Raw genomic sequence first — 22,912 nt, 5'->3', positions numbered from 1 at the left:
AAAATTACTATTTTTTCTTAAATATATCTTTATTTTTTGGGTTTTGCAAAAAGACTGAGGCTGATTTTTTAGCGTGATCGACTTGCTTCTCTTTTGGCTTGTAGATAGAGAAATTTACAAGGATCGGGCTATTTTCAACCAAAATTTGAACCACTGCACCGAGCGGAAAGGAGACCACTGAGGCAAAATTTTCACTACCAAAGCCAGCCTCAAAACTAAGCTCATCTTGCGTTAACTTTGCACTCTCAAGCGTATAGCCACCAAGTGAAAACATAATGACAGGCATGCTAAAGCTTCTACTTATCTCATCTGGTAAGCTTGGCTCAAAGCTAACTAGCGGTAAATTTGCCATAACTGAGAAATTTACCCCTTTTTCAAGCAAAAAATCAATGCACTCATAGACGTGCATCTTCATCAAAAGCGAAAATTTCTCATCATCTAAAATTTCGTCTAACATCTTAATCCTTTGAAATTTCTAAAAACTCATCTACTAGCTTTTTGACCTCATTTATGCCGATCTGCCAGAAATTTTTATCATCGATATCAAAGCCAAATTTACCTACAAGCTCCTTTGGACTAAGGCTGCCGCCAAGACTTAAAAACTCGGTGTAAATTTCTACAAAATTTTCGCATTTGCCACTTTTGTAAAGCCCAAAAAGTGCAAGCACTAGAAGCTGTGCATAAGAGTAGGCATAGCAGTAAAATGGTGTGTGGATGAAGTGTGGGATGTAGCTCCACCAAATTTTGTAGTAATCATTTAGTGTGACACTTTTGCCAAACATCTTTTTGCTCTCTTTTAGCCAAATTTTATTTAGCTCATCTAGGCTGATCTCGCCCTCATGTGCGTGCACAGCTCGCTCAAATGTGGTGAAATTTATCTGGCGATAAAGCGTGGCAAATATATCCTCGATCTTGCCAGCTAGCAGTGAAATTTTCTCTTTTTTGCTAAGACCGTCTTTTATGTGATCAAAAACTAACATCTCACAAAAGACTGAAGCCGTCTCAGCCGTGGTTAGCGGAGTGTCTGAGTTTAGGTAGCTTACATTATATGATAGCTTTTGATGCACGGCATGGCCAAGCTCGTGAGCTAGCGTGAAAAGGTCTCTTCGTTGGTTGGTGTGATTTAGCAAAACATAAGGATGCGTGTCGCTTGATCCTGAGTGAGAAAACGCGCCACCTCGCTTGTTTGGTGCTGGAAAAACGTCGATCCAGCCGTCACTAAAGGCACTTTTTGCTATCTCGCCAAATTTAGATGAAAACGCCCCAAACGCCTTTAAAACTATCTTTTTGCACTCATCAAATTTATACTCGCCCTCGCTGCTAAGAGGCGCGTATCTATCGTAGTCATAAAGCTTTTTAAGGCCTAAAATTTCTCTTTTTCGCTCATAAAATTTAGCAACTAGGTCAAAATTTTTCTCAGTTACGGCAATGAGCGAATCAACGCTTTTTTTAGTGATTTGATTTTCAAGGTGTCTTGGCTCTTCAGGAAGCTTGAAATTTCTAAGCTCGCAGCTGGTTTTTAGATCAGTTTTTATCATATTGTATATGTAGCCAAGAAGGTGCTGGTGCTTGCTAAGCTCGTTTGAGAGGCTTTTAGCGGCTAGTTTTCGAACGCTTTGATCGTTGTCATGAAGCTTGGCTAAAATTTCCTCTTCATTTAAAAGCTCGCCTTTAAATTTAAACCTCATCTTGCTCATACTCTCATCAAAAAGCCTCGAAAACCCCTCAGCCCCTGTGCTTGCAGTCCGAAGCAAAACTCTTTCTTCGGCAACGCTTAGTTGGTGTGGTTTTGTTTTAGCGAGATTGCTTAGATAGTAGCCATATTTTTTAGAGCTTTTTATAATCTCTTCTTGCTTTTTAGGACTAAACTCATTAAATTTGATCTCAAAAAATATCAAATTCTCATTTGCTTTTGTCGCTATCTCATCGATCTTTGCATAAAATGCACCCTTGCTTGTATCTTTGGCAAAATTTAAAAAAGCGTAAGTCATTACTTTTGAAATTTTAGCGATTAAATTTTCATATTCGCCAAATGCCTTTAAAAACTCGTCTGTTTTTAAATTTTCATAAATTTCAAGGTATTTATCTTTAAAATTCTCGCACTCTTTTTGTAAATTTAGTGCGTTTTGTTCGCACTCTTTTTCATTTGTAAAAAGTGCTTTTAGATCCCAAATTTGCATATTTATCCTTTAAATTTTTGGGACATTTTACAAAAAAATGGATAAAAGTAAAATTTCAGCCAAAATTTAGCTGAAATTTTATGAAGATTAGTTTGAAGTTTCTGAAGCTACAGCTGTAAAAAGTACATCAGATGAGCTATTTAACGCAGTTTCAACTGAGTCTTGGATGACGCCTATTGTAAAGCCAACTGTGACAAACTGCATGGCGATGTCGTTGCCGATACCAAAAAGTCCGCACGCTAATGGCACTAAAAGAAGTGAGCCGCCAGCCACACCAGATGCGCCGCACGCACCAAGAGCTGAGATGAAGCAAAGAAGTAGCGCATCGCCAAATGTAACTGTGATAGATGGGATAGAATTTACCGCAGTAAGCGCTAGGATGCTGATGGTAACTGCTGCACCGCCCATGTTTATGGTGGCACCTAGTGGGATCGAGATCGAGTAAAGCTCCTCTTTTAGACCAAGCTTTTTGCAAAGTGCCATATTTACAGGGATATTTGCGGCCGAGCTTCTTGTAAAAAATGCTGAAATAGCGCTCTCTTTTAGGCAGATCATGACAAGTGGATAAGGATTTTTTCTAGTTAATACAAAAACCATGGCTGGATAGATGATAAATGCGACAACAAGCATTGCTCCAACAAGAACTAAAATCAGTTTTAGATATCCTGCAAGTACTTCAAATCCAGTTTCATGAATGCTAATAGCTACCATACCAAAGATGCCAAATGGAGCTAGTCTAATGATAAATTTAACGATATGAGTCACACCATCGCTTATGTCTTTAAATACTTTTTTGGTCTCAGCTGTGGAGTTTCTAAGTGCGATACCACTACCAACCGCCCAAGTGATTATACCTATATAGTTACCATTTGCTAAAGCATTTATCGGGTTTTCAACCATTTTATAAATGAGATCTTTTAAAACATTGGTAATTCCTTGAGGTGCTGACATATCAGCACTTGAAAGACCTTTTAAAGAAAGCTCCACTGGAAATAAGAAACTAGCAACAACTGCAACAACGGCTGCTAAAAACGTACCGATAAGATAGAGTGTAATGATCTTTTGCATACCTTTTGTATGACCAAAATCTCTTAAAATGATGGATGTTGCCACTAAAACAAAGACAAGAATTGGTGCGATAGCTTTTAAAGCACCTTTAAATAAATCTCCTAAAACTGAAGCTGAAGCTGCAATAGAATCGGCTGAACTAGCTTTTTCTTTGGCTTCGTTTAGCTGTTTGGCTTCATCCTGACTAAGGCGAGTTTTTATAGCTTCATCTATGCTCAAACCACTCTCGTTTTGAATAGTTTGAATTTTAGCTGAGATCTTGTTGTAAGGAGCAGCTTCGTAGTGTGTGTAAAAGCCAACTAGGGCACCTAGGATGATACCAACTAAAATTTGAACTATCAAATTTCCATCGGCGTATCTTCTTGCTATATTTTTAAGCATATTCATTTGACACCTTAATAAATTAGTTTTTTGTTGATTTTAGCTAAACAATTTTTAAATATAAAGAATTTGATAAAGATTAATAAGCCTTTTAAATAGATTTGTTACAATTGCACAAAATTTAGTCAAGAAAAAAGGATGAAAATGTATCTATTTACCTCTGAAGTTGTAAGTCCAGGTCATCCAGATAAATGTGCTGATATAATCGCTGATAGCATAGTGGATACTATTTTAACACAAGATCCAAATGGGCGTGTTGCAAGCGAAGTCTTTGTGGCTGGGAAAAATATAGTAATAGGCGGAGAGATAAACTCAAAAGTAAAACTCTCTTTTAAAGATTACGAAAAGATCGTAAAAGACGCTCTTGCACATATCGGCTATGATGGAAAGAGTAATTTTACAAAAGAGCAGTGTTTGCACCCAGATGATATTGAGGTTAAAGTTTGCATAAATCAACAAAGTCCAGATATAAATCAAGGTGTTGATCAAAGTAGCGGTGAGATCGGAGCAGGTGATCAAGGTATCATGTTTGGCTTTGCAAGCTGCGAAGCGAAAGAATTTATGCCAGCAGCCATAACTTACGCAAGAATGCTTTGTGAAAAAGTCTATAAATTTGCCAAAGCAAACCCTGATAAGCTTGGCGTTGATATAAAAACGCAAGTTACTATTGATTACGGTAGCAAAGATAACTTTGAAAACTGCAAACCTCAAAGTATCCATACTATCGTCGTCTCTGCCCCTTGCGTGGAGAGTATGAAGATAGAAGAGCTTCGCGCACTAATTCAAAATTTAATAGACGAAACTGGGCTTCCAAAAGAGCTATATAATAAAGAAAAAACTATCATTTATATAAACCCAACGGGCAGATATGTAAATCACAGCTCACTTCACGATAGTGGACTAACAGGCAGAAAACTAATCGTTGATAGCTTTGGCGGATATAGCCCAATAGGCGGCGGCGCTCAGTCAAGCAAGGACTACACAAAGGTTGATCGCAGTGGACTTTATGCAGCTCGCTGGATAGCCAAAAATATCGTAGCAGCTGGTCTTGCTAAAAAATGTATCGTCCAAATAAGCTACGCGATCGGCGTTGCAAAGCCAACTTCGGTTAGCGTTGATACCATGGGAACTCATGCAAACGGCATAAATGACGATATGCTTTCAAATTTTGTAAGCGAGCATTTTGCTCTAACGCCTCGCTGGATAACAAATAAATTTGGTCTTGATAAACCAAGCAAAGATACCTTTTTATACGCAAAAGTAGCTGCGAAAGGTCAAGTGGGAAATGCAAAATATCCTTGGGAAAAGCTTGACGCCGTAGATACTTTCAAAGCTTTACTAAAAAAATAATCAAAAAAAGTGGCTTTGTCTAAAAGCCACTTTAAATTTCTATTCAAAACTCATCCCAAAACGCTTTTTTAGGCTTTATGATCTCACTTTTTGAGCCATTTACACTGTGATAGACTGCTTTATTATATTTTGTAGCAAGATGCTTTATAAGCAACATTTGAAGCACGGGTTCGCTACTTGGCACAAACCAACCATTGTTTGTGATAGCTACAACTACGTCAAATTCGCCATTATAAAGCTCTTCTCTTGTCGCCTCGTAGCAGATAGCATTTCTGATTTTAACTCCGTCTATCTCATAGTCACTAAAATTTTCAGCCTTTTTAAAGTCACTAGCTCCACCAAAAAATAGTTTATTTACTGCGTCTTGCATAAATTTTGGCAAAGGAATTTCTTCTCCAAATGGTACTAAAAATTTCTTATCCATTCGCCTTAGACCACCATCTTGAAACAAAAATGCAGAGTTATAAATTTGCTTATTTTCATAGGCAAGCGCGCCAGCTACGATGGTTATCTTTTTTGAAAGCTCTTTTAGCTCATCAACAAGTAGTGGCTCATTTGTCATAAATAGTGGAAACGCGCTTTCAGGCAGTACGATGAGATGCTTTTGCTCGGCTATGGCGTTATTTATTAAGTCTAAATTTTCATTTGTAAATTCCATGCGTAAGCTTTTATCCCAGCGCACCCTTTGAGCGACATCGGTGTTTATTAGCTCCACGTCAAATGGCAAAGTCTTTGCCTCACCACCTTTAAACTGCAAAGCGGCGATCAGGCAGATAAAAGCTAGGATAAATTTTAAAATTTTGCTTTTTAAACTCAAAGAAATGGCTGCTAAAAATATAAATATAAGCCCTCTTGTGCTTGGCTCAAAAGCTCCTACAACAAGTGTGGCCTCGAGATTAAACCAGTTAAAGCCGAATGGATGAACGTAGCTTACTAAAAATAGCAAAATGGCTCTAAGTGCTACAAAACTTGGGAAAGAGGCTATCCAAAACATAAATCCGTAAACAAATGCTACAAAGAGAATGACAAACGGTATAAGCCAAACGAGCTCATAGTAGATAAAACTAAAGCTGATCCAATAAAACCACAAAATTCCTGTGAAAAATCCAGCTGCGAAAAAACCAGCTCTGCTTAAATTTATGATGATGTAAATTCCAGTCAAAGTTAGAAACGGTGAGATGAAATTTAAGAGCAAATTCTCGAAGAGGCTTAAAAAAATAAAGTTGGAAAGCAAAAAAGCACCGACAAAGGCTTTTATTATAATTTTAGTGCTAAAATGCCCACTTAAAAATCTTACAAATAAGGAAATCCATGCAAAACGCTGATTTTTTAACATCATTACTACCTCTTGTTGTGCTTTTCGCCATATTTTACTTTTTGGTTATCAGACCTCAACAAAAACAACAAAAAGCCCACGCAGCAATGCTTGCAGCTCTTGACAAAGGCGATAAGATAGTAACTAATGGCGGACTTATATGCGAAGTAATTAAAGCCGAAAATGATTTTATCAAAGTTAAACTTAACGATGATGTAATCGTTCGTATAGCACGCGAGTTTGTAGCTAAAAAGATCGAAGATAAATAATGCGTAACGCAAGAGTCACATATAGGCTAATTATCTTAATATTAGCCTTGATTTTTGGTTTTGGCTTTTCGGTGCCATCTTTTTTTCAGACTCAAAATGGGGCTAAAATTTCACTTGGCCTTGATCTTCAAGGCGGCCTTCATATGCTACTTGGTGTTGAAACGAGTGAAGCTATTCACTCAAAAATAAAATCAATAGCTGGAAGTATAAATTATTATGCTAAAAAAGAAGATGTGTTAATTGATAAATTTAAGATTAAAGAAGAGAACATTGACTTTACTCTCCTTGATGGCGACGAAGCTCCAAAAGTAGATAAAGCACTAGCCGAGATAAAGGGGCTTGATATTAAAAAAGATGGTTTAAATTACAGCATATCTTTAACCGAGCAAGAAAGAACGGATACGATCGAGTATGCGATCTCTCAAGCTGTTGAGACTATTAGAAATAGGCTTGATCAGTTTGGTCTAGCTGAGCCAACTGTTGCCAGACAAGGCAAAGACAATATCCTAGTCGAGCTTCCTGGTATAAAAACTGAAGAGGATGAGCAAAGAGCAAGAGATCTTATCGCAAAGGCTGCTCACTTGCAGCTTATGGCAGTTGATGATAAAAGACAAGATCAGGCTAATACTATGAGCGAGGCTGAAGCTGAAAGCTACGGCGATGTGATCTTTAAAGATGCTAAAAATGACCGCGTGAAATATGTCGTTAAAAATATCCCAGTGCTTGATGGCTCGATGCTAACTGACGCAAAGGTTGCATTTTCTCAGCAAAATAACCTACCGATCATAAATTTCACACTAAATTCAGAAGGTGCTAGAATTTTTGGAGATTTTACCGGTGCAAATGTTGGCAAAAGGCTTGCTATTGTGCTTGATGGAAAGGTTTATTCAGCTCCTGTTATAAATGAAAGAATAGGTGGTGGCAGTGGCCAGATAAGTGGTGGCTTTACACTTGATGAGGCTCACGATGTAGCGATCGCTCTTAGAAGTGGCGCACTTTTAGCCCCTGTTAAGATGCTGGAAAAAAGAAGCGTTGGCCCATCTTTGGGACAAGAGAGCATCAATCAAAGCATGGTAGCTCTTGCTACTGGATCTATCTTGGTTGTACTTTTTATGCTAGTTTATTATGGAATTTCTGGAATTTTTGCAAATATCGCACTAGTTGCAGACGTCGTTATATTAGTAGCTATCATGGCGCTTTTTGGAGCGACGCTTACACTTCCTGGTATGGCTGGTATCGTGCTAACTATCGGTATGGCAGTTGATGCAAACGTCATTATAAACGAGCGCATACGTGAGCTTTTGCGTGAAGGTGTAGCGATAAGGACAGCTGTGCAAAAGGGTTATGAGCACGCTATGAGTGCGATTATTGACTCAAATTTAACTACAATCATCACAGTTGCGGTGCTTTACGCTTATGGTACTGGTCCAGTTAAAGGCTTTGCAGTAACAATGGCAATAGGTATCATGGCTTCGATGTTAACAGCTATACTTGGCACTCATGGCATGTTTGATGCTGCTATGGACAAGATAGAAAAAAGTGGAAATACCAGACTTTGGTTTGGTTATAAAAGGAGCTAATGATGCAAATTTTTACTAAAGCAAAAGTTTATGATTTTATGCGTTTTAGATTTGCTTCACTAGCATTTTCTATATTTTTATTTGTTGGCTCTATCGTTTTACTTGCTACAAAGGGGTTGAACTACGGTATTGATTTCTCTGGCGGTACGCTTATCCAGCTAAAATACGACACCAAAGCGCCACTCGATAAAATCCGCGACGCTTTTGGTACAAATGAAGTGCTTAAAAACGCCTCTGTTACTGAGTTTGGAAGTGACGATGAGGTGGTTATTAGATTTTCAGGTTCAAGCTCAAATTTAACTGGTGACATCGGCACTGAGATAAAGCAAATTTTAAAAGATACTGGAAATTTTGAAGTAAGACGTGTTGATATCGTTGGTCCAAAGGTTGGTGACGAGCTTAGGCAAAAGGGCTTGATGGCTCTTGGAATTTCACTAATTGGCGTGCTTCTTTATATTACATTTAGATTTGAGTGGAGATTTGCGCTAGCTGCAATTGCAACTGAAATTCACGATATAGTCATAACTGTTGGCGCTATTTCACTATTTGATATCGATGTAAATTTGGACACACTAGCGGCTGTTTTAACAGTTCTTGGCTACTCACTAAACGATACGATTATTATCTTTGATAGAATAAGAGAAGGCATCAAAGAGAGTAAGAGAACTGATATTGAAGGTGTTATAAACGAGTCAGTCTCAGCTACACTTTCAAGAACTATCCTAACTTCAGCAACTACGATGATGACAGTTCTTGTGTTATTTTTATTTGGTGGAGATATGATACATGGATTTTCATTTATTCTTATCGTTGGTATTGTCATAGGAACGATCAGTTCGATCTACATCTCTTCGCCGTTTCTTATCTGGTTTAAATTTAGCATCGAGCATTTTAGAAGTAGAGAGACTGAAAAGCAAAAGATAAAAAAAGAGCGCGAAAAAGAGCGCGCTATGTTTGAGAAAGGTGTTGTGTAAGGAGGGATAATGAACTGGGGAAAAGTTATCTACATATTTTTTGCATTGATGAGTCTTACGACTACGGCGGAGTTTTTATATGATAAAAACGAGATTGCACTTTTTGTGGCAGCTAGTATAAATTTGGTTTCTACGCTACTCAAGATCGGCGTTAAAAATTTACTTTCAGCTGAGCTTTTTGCAAGCTCGCTGGTTGCTGATTTGCACCTTATACCAGCTTTTGTTATTTTGCAAGTCTCTGAAAATATAACACTTAGCTATTCGTTGGCTATTGGCGCAGTCATTGCAAATATATTTTCACTAGCCTTGGTTTTAATAGAATCAAGTAAAGCTCAAGAAGAATTTTAGGAGAAAAAATGGCTGAAAAGAGAAAATATGAGCCTTTAAAGATAGAAAAAAAATGGCAAGAAATTTGGGATAAAAATGAAGAATTTGAACCAAAAGATGACCTAAGCTTGCCAAAAAAATATATCCTAAGTATGTTTCCTTATCCAAGCGGACGCATACATATGGGGCATGTAAGAAACTACTCTATCGGTGATGCACTTGCTAGATCATATAGAAAAAGTGGTTACAACGTGCTTCATCCTATTGGCTTTGATAGCTTTGGCATGCCAGCTGAAAACGCAGCCATAAAACATAAAATTCACCCTAAAATTTGGACTTACGAAAACATCGACTATATGAAAAAAGAGCTAGCAAGCCTTGGCTTTTCATTTTCTAAAAAGAGAATTTTAGCCACGTCTGATCCACTTTACACAAAGTGGGAGCAAAGCTTTTTTATAAAGATGTTTGAAAAAGGGCTTGTTTATAGAAAAAATGCAATTATAAATTGGTGCGAATACGATCAAACTGTGCTTGCAAACGAGCAGGTAGAGGATGGTAAATGCTGGAGATGTGGTAATGATGTTGTACAAAAAGAGCTTCCAGGATATTACTTCAACATCACAAAATACGCTAGCGAGCTACTTGATGATCTGAAGCTTCTTGAAGGCAAATGGCCAAATCAAGTAATTACAATGCAAGAAAACTGGATCGGTAGAAGCTACGGCTTAGAGTTTAAATTTTATCTTGATGAGGCTTCAAAAGAGACTTTGGACGGTAAATTTGATGGTTTTGAGGTGTTTACTACAAGGGCTGATACGATTTACGGCGTTAGCTACACAGCCCTTGCACCTGAACATCCTATTGTAAAAGCATTGCTTGAGAGTGATAGAATTGATGAAAACAAAAAGACAAAGATAAAAACAATCCTGAACCAAAGCCCAAGAGAGCGTCAAGCGAGCGAAAAAGACGGAGAATTTTTAGGAATTTATATTGTTCATCCGCTCACAAATGAAAAAATCCCAGTTTGGGTTGCAAATTTTATCCTAGCTGACTACGGCAGTGGTGCTATCATGGCTGTCCCCGCACATGATCAAAGAGATTACGAGTTTGCAAGTAAATTTAATCTTCCTATAAAGCCAGTAGTAAAGCCGCTTGAGGGCGAGAGCGACGGTTCTAAAGCATATTCTGAGTATGGAATTTCTATAAATTCTGAGCTTATAAATGGACTTGTTTCAGAAGAAGCTAAAAATTTTATAATAGAAAAATTTGAAAAAGATGGTTTAGGCAAAAGGATCACAAACTATAAATTAAGAGACTGGGGAATTTCTCGCCAAAGATACTGGGGTGCGCCAATACCAGTAGTGCACTGCAAATGCTGCGGCGTAGTGCCTGAAAAAGAGGAAAATTTGCCTATTGCACTACCTGAAGATGTTGAGATCACAGGCGAGGGCAACCCGCTTGATAAACACCCAACGTGGAAATTTACAAAGTGTCCAAAATGCGGTAAAGACGCGATCAGAGAGACTGATACGATGGATACATTTGTGGAGAGTAGCTGGTATTTTGCTAGATTTGCAAGCGATGAGAAGACTTGGGAGCAAAAAGCGCTTGATAAAAAGAGCGTGAATTACTGGATGAATGTAGATCAGTATATCGGTGGTATCGAGCATGCGATATTGCACCTTTTATACGCTAGATTTTTCCAAAAGGTCTTAAGAGATCTTGGCTATCTAAGAGATGATGAGCCGTTTGAAAATTTACTAACTCAAGGCATGGTCTTAAAAGATAGCAAAAAGATGAGCAAAAGTAAGGGCAACGTCGTAGATCCTGATGATATCATCAATAAATATGGTGCTGATACGGCAAGGCTTTTTATCCTTTTTGCAGCTCCTCCTCAAAAAGAGCTTGAGTGGAATGACAGCGCAGTTGAAGGCGCGTTTAGGTTTTTAAATAGGCTTTGGGAAAAAGCTCAAACCATCAAAAAGATAGACGAACTGCCTCAGATAGATCATGAAAGCCTAAACAAAGACGAGAAATTTGCAAGGTTAAAAATTTATGAAGCGCTTAAAAAATCAACCGAAGTTTTTGGAGACACATTTGCTTTTAATACACTAATCGCTGCTTGCATGGAGGCACTAAATGCCATAAATGCGCAGGATAATGAAGATGTAAATGCTGAGGGCTTTTTTATCATCCTAAATTTACTAGAACCAATCGTGCCGCATATCGCAAATGAGCTTAGCGAAGAGCTTTTTGGTAGAAAGAATTTTACAAAGATAGCTGTAAAAGAAGAGGTCTTTGTAAAAGATAGCATAAGCCTTGCTATAACCGTAAATGGTAAGAAAAGAGCAGAGTTTGAAGTGGCAGCGAGCGAGAGTGAGGGTGAAATTTTAAAGCTAGCTAAGCAAAATGTAGCTAAATGGCTTGAAGGAAAAGAAATTTTAAAAGAGATTTATATAAAAGGCAAATTAGTAAATTTTGTCATTAAAGGATAAATTTTGAGATATTTTTTAGCGTTTTTTATTGCGATATTTATCTGTGGATGTGGCTATAAGCCGGTTTCAAAGATCACACATGATCTAGTTGGCGATAAAATTTACGTTGATGTGATTATCAGCAAAGAAGAACCAAAAAATAGCGTTTGGATAAAAGACGCTGTAAAAGAGGGCATGGTCGCAAGGCTAAATAAAAATTTATCAAGCAAAGAAAGTGCTGATACTTCGATAATAGTTTCAGTTAATAATTTAAGCTATGAAGCAATTATTTATGATGAGTTTGGCTATATTACGTCATACAAAGCACATTTAAGCTTAAATTATAAGACTAAATTTAAAGATGGCACCGTAGTTGATATTCCAGCCACTGGCGAGTATGACTTTAGTGTCGCAAGACGTCAAAAAGATGTAAGATTTGCTGATAGCGTTCTTAGTGATACTCAAAAATACGAAGCTATCAAAGAGGCATCAAAAGAGGCCTTTGATGAGTATATCGCAAGTTTAGCGGTAAAAGGATATAGAAATGGCAGCAGTAACCGTTAGTCAAATAGTCAAGGAAGCCTTAAATGAGATCAAAGATCGTCATTTGATGCTAACGCCAGAGAATTACACTGAAGTCTATAATGAAATTTCTAAAAAATATGGCTTTACAACAGAAGAGAGTAAAAAGATAGAAAAATATATCTCAAGGCTTGGCGATGAATATAAAAATCAAGCCCTAAGCCTCCATATAAAGACGGTCGATGAGTTTGTCGCTTTTATGACTGCCAGGCTCTCTAGGGGTGCTCAACAAGGAGCAGGCCTTGTAGCTGATGATAAAAAACTACAGTCACTAAATGCATTTGCTAGAAGAATTCTCCAAGCAATCTCAATGCTTCACAATAAAGATGCAAAAAGCTTAGCAGAGCAAAGTATGCAGCTACTTGCTAGAAGATATGATGAGAAAAATCTTGAAGAAATGTGCCTTAGATGGTTTGACTTTGTTAGCTCTTACGATACTGAATTTTTAGAATTTTTGAAATATTATGGTGTTAGAAATTTTGATGATTTAAAGACAATGAGTTCTGAACTTGAGAAATTTCTTACACAAAAAGATGAAGATGGCGAAGAGGATGTTTTAATTCAGCTTTTAAGTCTTACTCTTGAGCCTTCTATTACAAAGGATCTTGATGAAGAGCTTAGCACAATAAGAAGTACTTTGAAGCAAAATCCTAAAACCTTAAATAGCAAAGAATTTCAAGAAAAGGTAAAGGCATTTGTTGATCGCAGAATAGAAGAAGATAGAACGGAGATCATCGAGAAAGTTGGTTCACTAAATAATGTCTTGCAAAATATAAGCGAGAGAATTTCTGATATTGCGGTTAGTTCGCAAAGTAGTTCTGATAAAGTTAAAAGCATTAAAAATGATCTAAAAAATGTAAATTTAAATACAAATAGCATTGATCAAGTAAGAAGCATGCTTATTGAGATCGCTGGTGCTTTGGAGATCGAGAGTAAAGAGCTAGGTATCGAGATGCACAATAGACAAGCTACTATCTTAGAGCTTCAAAATAGAGTGAACAGCCTTGAAAAAGAGCTTGAGGAAGCTAAGTTGGAGAGCAAAGAGGACTTTTTGACAAAGGTATCTACTAAGCGTGCTTTGATGAATGAGATTCAACGCATTGAAGAGGCATATAAACGCTATGGGACTGATTATTCTATCTGCTTTGTTGATATTGACTTTTTCAAAAGCATAAACGATACTTATGGGCATGAGGCTGGAGATGTTATTCTTTCAGCAGTGGCTCAAGTGCTTAAGAAAAATGCTAGAAAGGTTGATTTCGTTGGTAGATATGGCGGCGAAGAATTTGTAATCTTGCTTCCAAGCACTGGCTTAAAAGATAGTGTTAAATTTGGAGATAAACTAAGAAGCATGATAGAAAATTTTAAATTTATATATAAAAATGAGCGTATTAAGGTTACTATCAGCTCTGGTATAGCGACAAGAAGTGCAAATTTAAGTGAGACGATGACGCTTGAGGCTGCTGATAAGATGCTTTATCTCTCAAAAGAAAATGGCAGAAATCAAGTAATGCCAAAGATAATCGAGGAAAAATGAGCCTAGCTAAATTTCTTGATGGCAAGCCGCTTTATTACAAAGAGATTGACTATGGCAGGATTATTAGAGCGTATGCGACTATAAAAGAGCACATAAAGCCATTTAAGATTATTCACATAATAGGCACAAATGGCAAAGGAAGTACTGGCCGCTTTTTAGCGCAAATTTTAAGCCAAAATGGTGCAAAAGTAGGGCATTACACAAGCCCACATATATTTAAATTTAACGAGCGATTTTGGCTAAATGGTGAGGTTGCTAGCGATGAAATTTTAGAAGCAGCTCATGAGCGTTTGCAAGGACTTTTAAGCGACGAGTACAAGGTAAAAACGAGCTATTTTGAGTATATGACATTGCTTTCTGCCGTGCTTTTTGAGGGTTGCGACTATTTTGTCTGTGAGGCTGGCATGGGTGGCGTGCTGGATGCGACAAATGTCTTTGAAAAAGAGCTAAGTATTTTTACGCCCATCGGACTTGATCATACGGCAGTTCTTGGGGATAGCTTAGAAAAAATTTCACACACGAAATTTGAAGCTATGGGCAAAAGAGCTATTTTAAATGATGAGATGAACGAGATAAGCGTTGCTATCGCAAAAGAGATCGCAAACCAGAGGGGTGCAATTTTGAGCTTCCCAAGAGAAATTTTAATCAAAGAAAATTTAAACGAGATCGCAAACTACGCAGATAAATTTAATCTACCAGAGTTTTTACGATCAAATTTAACTCTAGCCTACGCTGTTGCTAAAATTTTAGATAGCAGCATAGACATAAAAAAGCTTGGTGCTCTTACGCTTCGTGGCAGATGTGAAAAGATCGCTTCAAATTTATACGTTGATGTCGGCCATAACGAGCTTGGTGCAAAGGTTGTGGCTAAGAAATTTAGCTCTAAAGAGTTTAGTGACAAGAAGCTAACTCTAGTTTATAACTCATTTTTAGATAAAGATTTCAAGGCGGTTTTGGCAGCTCTAAAGCCAGTCGTTGAGGATGTGCTACTTTATCACTATCACTGCGATGGCAGGGAGCTTGGCGGAGAGCTCATAAATAAAGCACTAAACGAGCTTGAAATTTCACATAGAGAGTTTGAGTCAAGCGATATGAACGATATAAAAGAGGCAAAAAACGGCAAAATTTACCTAGCATTTGGCTCTTTTCACCTGGCCGAAGCCTTTTTAAAAGAGTACTATGCAAGCAAAGGTCTATGAGTATCTTTTAACACACGCCCCACAAATTCTCATCTGTGAAGATGACAAAGAAGCAGCACTTTGTGCGGATGCGGCCAGTTTTGCTGGCTTTAACGCTTTTAAATTACCTGATTTTAGAGCTAAAAAGGGCGATGATCTAAGAAGCTTTAACGAAGAGCTTTTTGAAATTTCATCCGTGCTTAGCAAATACTATAAATTTGATGGCAAAAAGATCATTATAAGCCCATTTAGCACGCTTTTAAACCCACTTCCAACGCAAAAAAACTTAAAGAGCTCAACGATCAAACTAAAAGACAATCTAAATTTAAGCGAATTTGCCGACCTGCTTATACGCTTTGGCTACGAGTGCGTCGATATCGTTGAGAGCGTTGGTGAGTTTAGCATACGCGGCGAAGTGATCGACATTTACGGCGTAAATATGGATGATCCTGTTAGGATTTTGCTCTTTGGTGATGAGATTGAGAGCATAAGAAACTACAACACTGCCACGCAAATTAGCAACAAAGCTGAGTTAAGCGAAGCCGAGATCGTGCCATTTATCGCAAATTTGACCAAAGATGAGTTTGAAAAAGTTAGCCAAAAGATCGAGGATATGCAAAGTGACGCCTTGGTGAGTGATCTAAATTCGCTTGGATTTTGGGCGATAGATAGCTTTAGTGACTACTTAAAAGAATTTGACTCAAAACTTGTTAAAAAGATCGATTTTGAAATTTATGATGTGCCTGAAGAGAAATTTAAGGGCATTGAAATTTTGCCTGAACCAAAGATCTATAAAGACTTAGAAGTTACTTTAAATTTTGACTTTTTTGAGCTAAATAAAAGCAAAAGTATAACCGTTCTTTCAAGAAATGAAGGGCTTTTTAAGGGCTATGAGCTTGATGGCTTTGCAAATGTAAAGCTTGAAATTTCGCCCCTTGTGGTAAATTTAACCTCAAGTGATAAGATCGTAGTATCACTAAATAAATTTGAGAAAAAAAGGCGAGTTAAGCGCTCAAGCCTCGTGGTTGATGAGCTAAAAGTAAATGACTATGTCGTGCATGAAGATTATGGTATAGGCAGATTTTTGGGGCTTGAAAAGATCAAGGTTTTGGGCGCGACGAAGGAATTTGTAGTAATTGCCTACCAAAATGACGACAAGCTTCTTTTACCAGTTGAGCATCTAAATTTGATAGATCGCTACATCGCGCAAAATGGCTCTATGGCGGTGCTTGATCGCTTAGGCAAGGCAAATTTTGCCAAGATAAAAGAGAAGGTTAGAGAAAAACTCTTCGCGATCGCCTCAAAGATCGTGGCGATGGCGGCAAAAAGAGAGCTGATCGCAGGCAAAATTTTACAAAAAGAGGATATCTCTTATCTAAATTTCGTCCAAGATGCTGGCTTTTCATACACAAATGATCAGCAAAAGGCGGTAAATGATATAAAAGATGAGCTAAAAAGCGGCAAGGTGATGGATAGGCTGCTTAGCGGCGATGTTGGTTTTGGCAAGACTGAAGTTGCGATGAATGCTATATTTACATGCATAAAATCAGGCTTTAGCGCGTTTTTCTTTGTGCCAACTACGCTTCTTAGCTCGCAGCACTACAAGACGTTAAGCCAGAGATTTAGTAAATTTGGCATAAAGGTCTTTAGGCTGGATCGCTTCTCAAGCGCCAAAGAAAAAACAAGCCTGCAAAAAGCGCTAAAAGAAAATGAGCCCATAGTTTGCGTGGGCACGCATGCACTTCTTGGCGTAAAGGCTGAAAATTTAGGGCTTATCGTCGTTGATGAGGAGCATAAATTTGGCGTTAAGCAAAAAGAGCAGCTAAAAGAAATTTCTCAGCACTCGCACATCTTAAGCATGAGCGCTACGCCGATACCAAGAAGCCTAAATATGGCGCTTAGCAAGATAAAAACATATAGCATTTTAGCCACTCCGCCAAGCTCAAGGCTTGATGTTAGAACAAGTGTGAGAGAGTGGGACGAAAAGGTCGTCAAAGAGGCTATAATGCGTGAACTAAGACGTGGCGGGCAGACCTTTTACATCCACAACCACATCGCAGATATCGAGCAGACGGCAAATGAGCTAAGAAAAATTTTGCCAAAGCTTAGGATTTTGATACTTCACTCAAAGGTAAATGCAAAAGTCGCTGAAGATGAGATGATGAAATTTGAGCGAGGCGAGTATGACTTGCTGCTTTGCACCAGCATCGTTGAAAGCGGCATCCACTTGCCAAATGCAAATACTATAATCGTAGAAAATGCTAATAAATTTGGCATGGCTGACCTGCATCAGCTACGTGGACGAGTTGGTAGAAGCGACAAGCAGGCCTACTGCTACTTTTTGGTGGAAGATAAAGATGCCATTAGTAAAGACGCGCTAAAACGACTTGTTGCACTTGAGGGCAACTCATTTTTGGGCGCTGGCTCGGTGCTAGCCTATCACGATCTTGAGATAAGAGGTGGCGGTAACATCATCGGCGAAGCTCAAAGTGGACATATCGAAGCTATTGGCTACTCGCTATATCTAAAAATGCTGGAAGATGAGATAAATAAGCTTCTTAATCAAGACTCCGCAAAGCTTGACAAGATCGATCTAAAGCTTAGTGTGAGCGCCTTTTTAAATCAAGAATTTATAAGAGAAGATAGGCTAAGGCTTGAAATTTACAGGCGCCTTAGCAAGTGCAAAGAGGTCGCTGAGGTCTATGAGATACAAAGCGAGCTTGAGGATAGATTTGGCAAGATAGATACATTTACAAAGCAGTTTTTAGATGTCATCATCATCAAAATTTTAGCCCTAAAAGCTGGCATAAAGACGATCTCAAACAGCGAACAAAATATACTAATAACAAAAAATGATGACGAGAAGATCAGGCTAAAGTCACGTAGCAAGGACGATGACGATGTTTTGGCTGAAATTTTGGTCTATCTAAAAAAGGATAAGAAGTGATAGATTGGGGCGTGAAGTATGCAGCAATTTACAGAAGCACAAAAGGCATGCTAAAACCAGTTGATGATATTGATTTTGTAGATATCGACTCACTTTATGGGCTAGAGAAACAAAAAGAAATTTTGCTAAAAAATACTCTAAATTTTATAGAAGGTAAAGATGCAAATCACGTGCTTCTTTGGGGTGAGAGAGGATGTGGCAAGTCAAGCCTTGTAAGGGCTGTTTTTACTAAATTTTATAAAGCTGGACTTCGCATCATTGAGATCGGCTGCGAGGATCTAAAATATCTTGGCGACATCATCGATGAGATCAGAAAGAGTGAGTTTAAATTTATCATTTTCTGCGACGATCTAAGCTTTGAAAATGGCAGCAATGAGTATAAATTTCTAAAACCTATCATGGACGGCTCTATCCAAAAGCCACCAAAAAACGTCCTTTTATACGCTACATCAAATCGTAGACATCTAATAAGTGAGTTTAAAAGTGAAAATGAAAACTCAGAGCTAATAGACGGCGAAATCCACTACAGCGATGCAGCTCAGGAGAAAATTTCTCTCTCAGATCGCTTTGGCCTTTGGGTCAGCTTTTATCAAGGCAACTACGATGAGTATCTAAAAATGGTTGATTTTTACTTTAAAGACTACACTGGCGACAAACAGGAGCTTCACACGCTTGCTAAAAATTTCGCAACACTCAGAGCCAGCAGAAGTGGCAGAACAGCAAAGCAGTTTTATCTAACTTTTAAAGAAAATTTAAAATGACTTCAACCGATCTATTTTTAACCTTGTTTAATCACAAAAACAAAAATTTTGATGAGCTAAAATGGCCAGGTGAGGGTACTTTTGAGGTTGTTTTAGGTGCTATTTTAGTGCAAAATACCAACTGGAAAAACGTAGAAAAAGCTCTAAATAATCTAAAAAATGCAGGTAAAGATAGCTTGGATAGTATTTGCGCGCTTGAAAACAGTGAACTTGCCACGCTTATAAAGCCAAGTGGCTTTTACAATACAAAGGCAAAACGGCTAAAGACGCTTTGTCTAGCTATAAAAAATGAATTTGGTGACTTTGAAAACTTTAAAGAAAACGCAAGTCGTGAGTGGCTCATAAGCGTAAAAGGTGTTGGAGCCGAGACTTGCGACGCGATACTGGCATATGCTTGCGGTAAGCCATATATGGTCGTTGATGCTTACGCACTTAGGATAATGGCATATTTTGACTATATTTTTGAGAGCTACGACGAGGCTGCTGAGTGGTTTAGCTCGCTTGATTATGATGAAATTTATAAAATTCTTGATAGCGAGAAATTTGATGAGATTGAAATTTTAAAACTCTATCACGCTCTTATTTTGGAGTTTTGCAAGGAAAATTTCAAAGGTAAAATCTTAAGCCAAAATGGTCAAAAAATATTAAGCAGCATTAAAAATTAAACTACTAATATGTAACAACTATTTATAAATTTGCCAAATATCGGGGCTTTTTATAGTCTATTTTAAAATTCTGTGCTAAATTTACACAAAATTTATCTTATTTAATTTAGGAGGAGTGATGATCTACGATAACATCGTAAAAACGATCGGTAATACACCTATCGTAAAGGTTAAAACAGGTGCTGACGAGGCTGAAATTTACGTAAAATTAGAGTTTTTTAACCCAGGTGGCTCTGTAAAAGATAGGATCGCATTTAATATGATAACCAAAATGCTAGCTGACGGTACGCTAAAACATGGCGATACGATCGTTGAGCCAACGAGCGGAAATACTGGTATTGGTGTAGCGATGTGCGGTGCTGCACTTGGCTTTAAAGTGATACTTTGCATGCCAGAGAGCATGAGTATCGAAAGACGCAAAATAGTAGTTGCTTATGGCGCACAACTTGAGCTTACTCCAGCGTCTGGTGGCATGAAAGCAGCGATCGCAAGAGCTACAGAGCTAGCAGCACAGCCAAATCACGTAATGCTAAGCCAGTTTGAAAACAAGTATAACCCACAAGCTCACGAACTAACAACAGCTGCTGAGATCGTGGCTGATTTTAGCAAGCTTGATGCCTTTGTAGCAGGCGTTGGCACAGGCGGCACGATAAGCGGCGTGGCAAAAGTTCTAAAAGAAAAAGGCTATGATACTAAGATCATCGCAGTTGAGCCTGAAGCATCGCCGGTTTTAAGTGGTGGAAACCCAGGACCGCATAAAATTCAAGGCATTGGAGCCGGATTTTTACCAAATACTATGAATATGAGCTTAGTTAGCGAGGTAGAAAAAGTAAGTAACGATGACGCACTAAACGCAGCTAGAGCAATTGCAAAAAGTGATGGACTCATGATAGGCATAAGTGGTGGTGCTGCTTACGTGGCTGCAAAAAGAGTGGCTAAAAGACTTGGCGCTGGTAAAAAAGTACTTTTCATAGCTCCAGATAATGGCGAAAGATACTTAAGCACAGAGCTTTACGGAGCATAAAAATATGTGGGAGAGTCTAAAGGAGCTAGTTCAAACTGTTCGTGAAAAAGACCCATCGGTACATAAGTGTTGCTTTTTGGCAATACTTATAAACACTCCTGGCATCCATGCGGTTTTGTTTCATAAAATTTCTCATTTTTTATATAAAAAAGAGCGTTTTTTTCTAGCTAGACTCATCTCGCAAATTGCAAGATTTTTAACGGGCATTGAGATTCATCCAGGTGCGAAGATCGGTAGGAGATTTTTTATAGATCATGGCATGGGTGTGGTTATAGGTGAGACAGCTGAGATAGGTGATGATGTAATGATGTATCATCAAGTAACACTTGGAGGTACCGGAAAAGAGTGTGGCAAAAGGCATCCGACTGTAAAAAATGGCGTGACTATCGCAGCTGGCTCGAAAATACTTGGTGCCATAACGATCGGCGAAAATGCCAAGATCGGCGCAAACTCGGTCGTGCTAAAAAACGTCCCAGCAAACGCGACAGTCGTTGGTATACCAGCGAGAATAGTTAGAGTAAATGGGACAAAATTTGAACCAGAATTTATTATCTAATTTTAGAATTTAAATAAATTTATTTTTGCTCTTTGTATTTTAAACTTTGAGCATAAATTTCATCTTTTAGTTTTAATTTTTCTTTCTTTAAACCATCAAGCTCTGATGGTTTTGCTATATTCTCATCTATTTTTTTATTTAGCTCATCATGTTTTTTGCAAAGAGTAGCAAAACGAGCATCGGTTTTCTTTAGCTCATTTATAAGGTCTGTATATTCATGTAACATATCGGCTCCTATAAAAATTTGAAAAATTTTATCAAGACTTTGTAAATGCTTGGATATAAAAAAGGTGCCAAGACATTGCTTAAATTTTTAAAAAGAGCGAGTAGAAAATTTATTTTATACGTATTTAAATTCTTCAGGTTTGTGTTTGCTTTTTACAACACGCTTGGTTAGACGTATTCCATCAACGGTACCGATGACTAAAAGCTTTGATCCTGTTCCTACTAATGTGTCACCATTTGGCATTGGCACAAAATTATTATTTATATCTCTAATGCCTACTATGTCTGCATTTGTAATATTTCGTAGATGAGTCTCTTTTAATCTTTTAAATCTTATCCAAGAGTAATCAGGCACAAGAATTTCTTCTATATCGATAGGTGAATTCTTTGTATACAAAAACTGCTCTAATAAATTTTCCATATCTGGCCTTACGCTCATGGCACTTAACCGCTGCGCGACTAAGCGAGATGGGCTTACTACATTGTCAGCGCCTAATTTTTTTAATCTTTGCGTATCGTCTTCTGTCTCTGCGTTTGTGATGATATGATAAGGCTTTCTGCGACCTATCTCTTTTTCATAAAGTCTTACAGATGCTATAAGGGCGATGTTATCAGCAATATTTGAGCTAAGAGTTATAAGTCCTTTTGCGCTTGATAGATGTGTTTTCAAAAAGGCAATTTGTGTGTGTGGCTGAGCCTTTATGAAATATGGATATTTATAAATTTGAGCTAGCTCTGCGATATCTTCTCTATCATCGACCACTACAAAAGGTATATGATTTTCGCGAAATTGAGCACTAAGTTCGATTGTGTATAGATTGTGATAACAAATAACGAAGTGATTCTTTAGTCTTGCGATCCTATAAAGCATGCGTCGTTCCTTTAAAATGCTAATTAATGTACCTCTTTTTAAAACCTCAACCACAATACCAATCGATAGTGTAAATATAATAAAACCAATAAGTATAAATGTGATAGTAAAAATTCTGCCCTTTGGAGTTATTGGAGCAACTTCGGTAAAACCAACTGTTGTAAAAGTCATACCAGCTTGGTAAAAGGCATCTATTAGCGAGAAATTATCTATTAAGATATAACCTAATGTTCCAAAAAGTAACAGTAATACGACTGAAATTAGTGGAAATCTAAAAGGTTTTAATTGTTCATAAAGCTCAGTATCTAGGCTTATTTCTGGTTTTGTAGAGTTTGACCAGTTGAGGAATTTTAAAAGTCTTGAGAGAAAAGACATAAATTCCTCTTCATTTTATATTCTTAGTTTGATTGTTTCTTCATCGTTCTTAGAGTAGAAGCAGCAACTTTTATCTTTCTTGTAGTACCATCTTCTAGCGTAACGCGAATCGTTCTAAGATTTGGCAAGAATCTTCTTTTAGTTTTATTGTTAGCGTGGCTCACATTGTTGCCTATCATCGGTCCTTTGCCTGTTATCGCACATCTTTTTGACATTTTTTTTCCTTATAAACATAAAATTTCTGCTGATTTTATCTAAAACAAACAAAAGTAA

Annotated in this window: 21 protein-coding genes; 14 read left to right on the top strand and 7 right to left on the bottom strand. The window is 37.7% G+C overall.

The genetic code is table 11. The annotated features are described in order from the left end of the window. Positions 1-7: 7 nt before the first annotated feature. The 3 genes from CYP54_RS08415 to sstT all read right to left on the bottom strand — a co-directional run bounded on the left by CYP54_RS08415 (position 8) and on the right by sstT (position 3,635). Positions 8-457 carry a hypothetical protein gene (locus CYP54_RS08415; protein WP_103604911.1) on the bottom strand — a complete coding sequence of 150 codons (450 nt, stop codon included), beginning with the start codon at positions 455-457 and terminating at the stop codon, positions 8-10. A 1-nt stretch (position 458) separates the two neighbouring features. After that, positions 459-2,180, bottom strand: coding sequence for a M3 family oligoendopeptidase (locus CYP54_RS08410; RefSeq protein ID WP_103604910.1), 1,722 nt, complete (start codon positions 2,178-2,180; stop codon positions 459-461). An 87-nt stretch (positions 2,181-2,267) separates the two neighbouring features. After that, entirely contained in the window at positions 2,268-3,635 is a 1,368-nt protein-coding gene (gene sstT / locus CYP54_RS08405; protein ID WP_430640089.1) for a serine/threonine transporter SstT, read from the bottom strand. Positions 3,636-3,773: 138 nt separating this feature from the next. Between sstT and metK the strand changes: the two genes are divergently transcribed. Further along, positions 3,774-4,979, top strand: a complete 1,206-nt coding sequence (gene metK, locus CYP54_RS08400; protein WP_103604909.1) for a methionine adenosyltransferase — start codon at positions 3,774-3,776, stop codon at positions 4,977-4,979. Positions 4,980-5,022: 43 nt separating this feature from the next. On the opposite strand, the gene CYP54_RS08395 is transcribed toward metK, so the two are convergent. Next, positions 5,023-6,315, bottom strand: coding sequence for an apolipoprotein N-acyltransferase (locus CYP54_RS08395; protein ID WP_181001562.1), 1,293 nt, complete (start codon positions 6,313-6,315; stop codon positions 5,023-5,025). Here CYP54_RS08395 and yajC point away from each other — a divergent pair. The 13 genes from yajC to epsC all read left to right on the top strand — a co-directional run bounded on the left by yajC (position 6,291) and on the right by epsC (position 21,168). Beyond that, positions 6,291-6,563, top strand: a complete 273-nt coding sequence (gene yajC / locus CYP54_RS08390) for a preprotein translocase subunit YajC (protein WP_002941849.1) — start codon at positions 6,291-6,293, stop codon at positions 6,561-6,563. The genes CYP54_RS08395 and yajC overlap by 25 nt on opposite strands. Continuing rightward, positions 6,563-8,143, top strand: a complete 1,581-nt coding sequence (secD, locus tag CYP54_RS08385) for a protein translocase subunit SecD (RefSeq protein WP_103604907.1) — start codon at positions 6,563-6,565, stop codon at positions 8,141-8,143. The genes yajC and secD overlap by 1 nt, the downstream gene beginning before the upstream one ends. A gap of 2 nt (positions 8,144-8,145) precedes the next feature. Further along, on the top strand, positions 8,146-9,117 hold the full coding sequence (secF, locus tag CYP54_RS08380) for a protein translocase subunit SecF (RefSeq protein WP_103604906.1): 972 nt from the start codon (positions 8,146-8,148) through the stop codon (positions 9,115-9,117). A 9-nt stretch (positions 9,118-9,126) separates the two neighbouring features. Next, positions 9,127-9,465 (top strand): DUF6394 family protein, encoded by a 339-nt coding sequence (locus CYP54_RS08375; RefSeq protein WP_021090699.1) that lies wholly within the window; start codon positions 9,127-9,129, stop codon positions 9,463-9,465. 8 nt (positions 9,466-9,473) lie between these two features. After that, positions 9,474-11,939: a leucine--tRNA ligase gene (gene leuS / locus CYP54_RS08370; protein ID WP_103604905.1), complete on the top strand. Its 2,466-nt coding sequence runs from the start codon at positions 9,474-9,476 to the stop codon at positions 11,937-11,939. A gap of 3 nt (positions 11,940-11,942) precedes the next feature. Beyond that, complete coding sequence (lptE, locus tag CYP54_RS08365; RefSeq protein ID WP_103604904.1) at positions 11,943-12,482, top strand: LPS assembly lipoprotein LptE; 540 nt, start codon at positions 11,943-11,945, stop codon at positions 12,480-12,482. Continuing rightward, positions 12,463-14,037, top strand: coding sequence for a GGDEF domain-containing protein (locus tag CYP54_RS08360; protein WP_103604903.1), 1,575 nt, complete (start codon positions 12,463-12,465; stop codon positions 14,035-14,037). Before lptE ends, CYP54_RS08360 begins: the two co-directional genes overlap by 20 nt. Continuing rightward, positions 14,034-15,236: a Mur ligase family protein gene (locus tag CYP54_RS08355; protein ID WP_103604902.1), complete on the top strand. Its 1,203-nt coding sequence runs from the start codon at positions 14,034-14,036 to the stop codon at positions 15,234-15,236. The genes CYP54_RS08360 and CYP54_RS08355 overlap by 4 nt, the downstream gene beginning before the upstream one ends. Further along, a complete protein-coding gene (mfd, locus tag CYP54_RS08350; RefSeq protein WP_103604901.1) occupies positions 15,217-18,162 on the top strand; it encodes a transcription-repair coupling factor in 2,946 nt (981 codons plus the stop codon). The genes CYP54_RS08355 and mfd overlap by 20 nt, the downstream gene beginning before the upstream one ends. After that, the gene (locus tag CYP54_RS08345; RefSeq protein WP_103604900.1) at positions 18,159-18,923 is read left to right on the top strand and encodes an ATP-binding protein; all 765 of its coding nucleotides are present in this window, start codon (positions 18,159-18,161) and stop codon (positions 18,921-18,923) included. The genes mfd and CYP54_RS08345 overlap by 4 nt, the downstream gene beginning before the upstream one ends. Next, positions 18,920-19,588: an endonuclease III domain-containing protein gene (locus CYP54_RS08340; protein WP_103604899.1), complete on the top strand. Its 669-nt coding sequence runs from the start codon at positions 18,920-18,922 to the stop codon at positions 19,586-19,588. The genes CYP54_RS08345 and CYP54_RS08340 overlap by 4 nt, the downstream gene beginning before the upstream one ends. Before the next feature lie 118 nt (positions 19,589-19,706). After that, a complete protein-coding gene (cysK, locus tag CYP54_RS08335) occupies positions 19,707-20,612 on the top strand; it encodes a cysteine synthase A (protein WP_103604898.1) in 906 nt (301 codons plus the stop codon). Positions 20,613-20,616: 4 nt separating this feature from the next. Further along, positions 20,617-21,168: a serine O-acetyltransferase EpsC gene (epsC, locus tag CYP54_RS08330; RefSeq protein WP_087576869.1), complete on the top strand. Its 552-nt coding sequence runs from the start codon at positions 20,617-20,619 to the stop codon at positions 21,166-21,168. A 19-nt stretch (positions 21,169-21,187) separates the two neighbouring features. On the opposite strand, the gene CYP54_RS08325 is transcribed toward epsC, so the two are convergent. The 3 genes from CYP54_RS08325 to rpmB form a co-directional block, all read right to left on the bottom strand. Then, positions 21,188-21,394 (bottom strand): HP1242/YdcH family protein, encoded by a 207-nt coding sequence (locus tag CYP54_RS08325; protein WP_103604897.1) that lies wholly within the window; start codon positions 21,392-21,394, stop codon positions 21,188-21,190. A 114-nt stretch (positions 21,395-21,508) separates the two neighbouring features. Beyond that, on the bottom strand, positions 21,509-22,639 hold the full coding sequence (locus CYP54_RS08320) for a potassium channel family protein (RefSeq protein ID WP_085657532.1): 1,131 nt from the start codon (positions 22,637-22,639) through the stop codon (positions 21,509-21,511). A 23-nt stretch (positions 22,640-22,662) separates the two neighbouring features. Further along, positions 22,663-22,854 (bottom strand): 50S ribosomal protein L28, encoded by a 192-nt coding sequence (gene rpmB / locus CYP54_RS08315; protein WP_021090707.1) that lies wholly within the window; start codon positions 22,852-22,854, stop codon positions 22,663-22,665. Positions 22,855-22,912 lie beyond the last annotated feature (58 nt).

Origin of the sequence: Campylobacter concisus (genome assembly GCF_002914005.1) — a bacterium.
In the GTDB taxonomy this organism is placed as follows: Bacteria; Campylobacterota; Campylobacteria; order Campylobacterales; family Campylobacteraceae; genus Campylobacter_A; species Campylobacter_A concisus_N.
This window is presented reverse-complemented; position numbering and strand designations above follow the sequence as displayed.

Bases quoted from the DNA above. Each gene is read 5' to 3' on its own strand.
- CYP54_RS08415 (WP_103604911.1), bottom strand. From the start codon at position 457: ATGTTAGACGAAATTTTAGATGATGAGAAATTTTCGCTTTTGATGAAG.
- CYP54_RS08410 (WP_103604910.1), bottom strand. From the start codon at position 2,180: ATGCAAATTTGGGATCTAAAAGCACTTTTTACAAATGAAAAAGAGTGC.
- sstT (WP_430640089.1), bottom strand. From the start codon at position 3,635: ATGAATATGCTTAAAAATATAGCAAGAAGATACGCCGATGGAAATTTG.
- metK (WP_103604909.1), top strand. From the start codon at position 3,774: ATGTATCTATTTACCTCTGAAGTTGTAAGTCCAGGTCATCCAGATAAA.
- yajC (WP_002941849.1), top strand. From the start codon at position 6,291: ATGCAAAACGCTGATTTTTTAACATCATTACTACCTCTTGTTGTGCTT.
- CYP54_RS08395 (WP_181001562.1), bottom strand. From the start codon at position 6,315: ATGTTAAAAAATCAGCGTTTTGCATGGATTTCCTTATTTGTAAGATTT.
- secD (WP_103604907.1), top strand. From the start codon at position 6,563: ATGCGTAACGCAAGAGTCACATATAGGCTAATTATCTTAATATTAGCC.
- secF (WP_103604906.1), top strand. From the start codon at position 8,146: ATGCAAATTTTTACTAAAGCAAAAGTTTATGATTTTATGCGTTTTAGA.
- CYP54_RS08375 (WP_021090699.1), top strand. From the start codon at position 9,127: ATGAACTGGGGAAAAGTTATCTACATATTTTTTGCATTGATGAGTCTT.
- leuS (WP_103604905.1), top strand. From the start codon at position 9,474: ATGGCTGAAAAGAGAAAATATGAGCCTTTAAAGATAGAAAAAAAATGG.
- CYP54_RS08360 (WP_103604903.1), top strand. From the start codon at position 12,463: ATGGCAGCAGTAACCGTTAGTCAAATAGTCAAGGAAGCCTTAAATGAG.
- CYP54_RS08355 (WP_103604902.1), top strand. From the start codon at position 14,034: ATGAGCCTAGCTAAATTTCTTGATGGCAAGCCGCTTTATTACAAAGAG.
- mfd (WP_103604901.1), top strand. From the start codon at position 15,217: ATGCAAGCAAAGGTCTATGAGTATCTTTTAACACACGCCCCACAAATT.
- CYP54_RS08340 (WP_103604899.1), top strand. From the start codon at position 18,920: ATGACTTCAACCGATCTATTTTTAACCTTGTTTAATCACAAAAACAAA.
- cysK (WP_103604898.1), top strand. From the start codon at position 19,707: ATGATCTACGATAACATCGTAAAAACGATCGGTAATACACCTATCGTA.
- epsC (WP_087576869.1), top strand. From the start codon at position 20,617: ATGTGGGAGAGTCTAAAGGAGCTAGTTCAAACTGTTCGTGAAAAAGAC.
- CYP54_RS08325 (WP_103604897.1), bottom strand. From the start codon at position 21,394: ATGTTACATGAATATACAGACCTTATAAATGAGCTAAAGAAAACCGAT.
- CYP54_RS08320 (WP_085657532.1), bottom strand. From the start codon at position 22,639: ATGTCTTTTCTCTCAAGACTTTTAAAATTCCTCAACTGGTCAAACTCT.
- rpmB (WP_021090707.1), bottom strand. From the start codon at position 22,854: ATGTCAAAAAGATGTGCGATAACAGGCAAAGGACCGATGATAGGCAAC.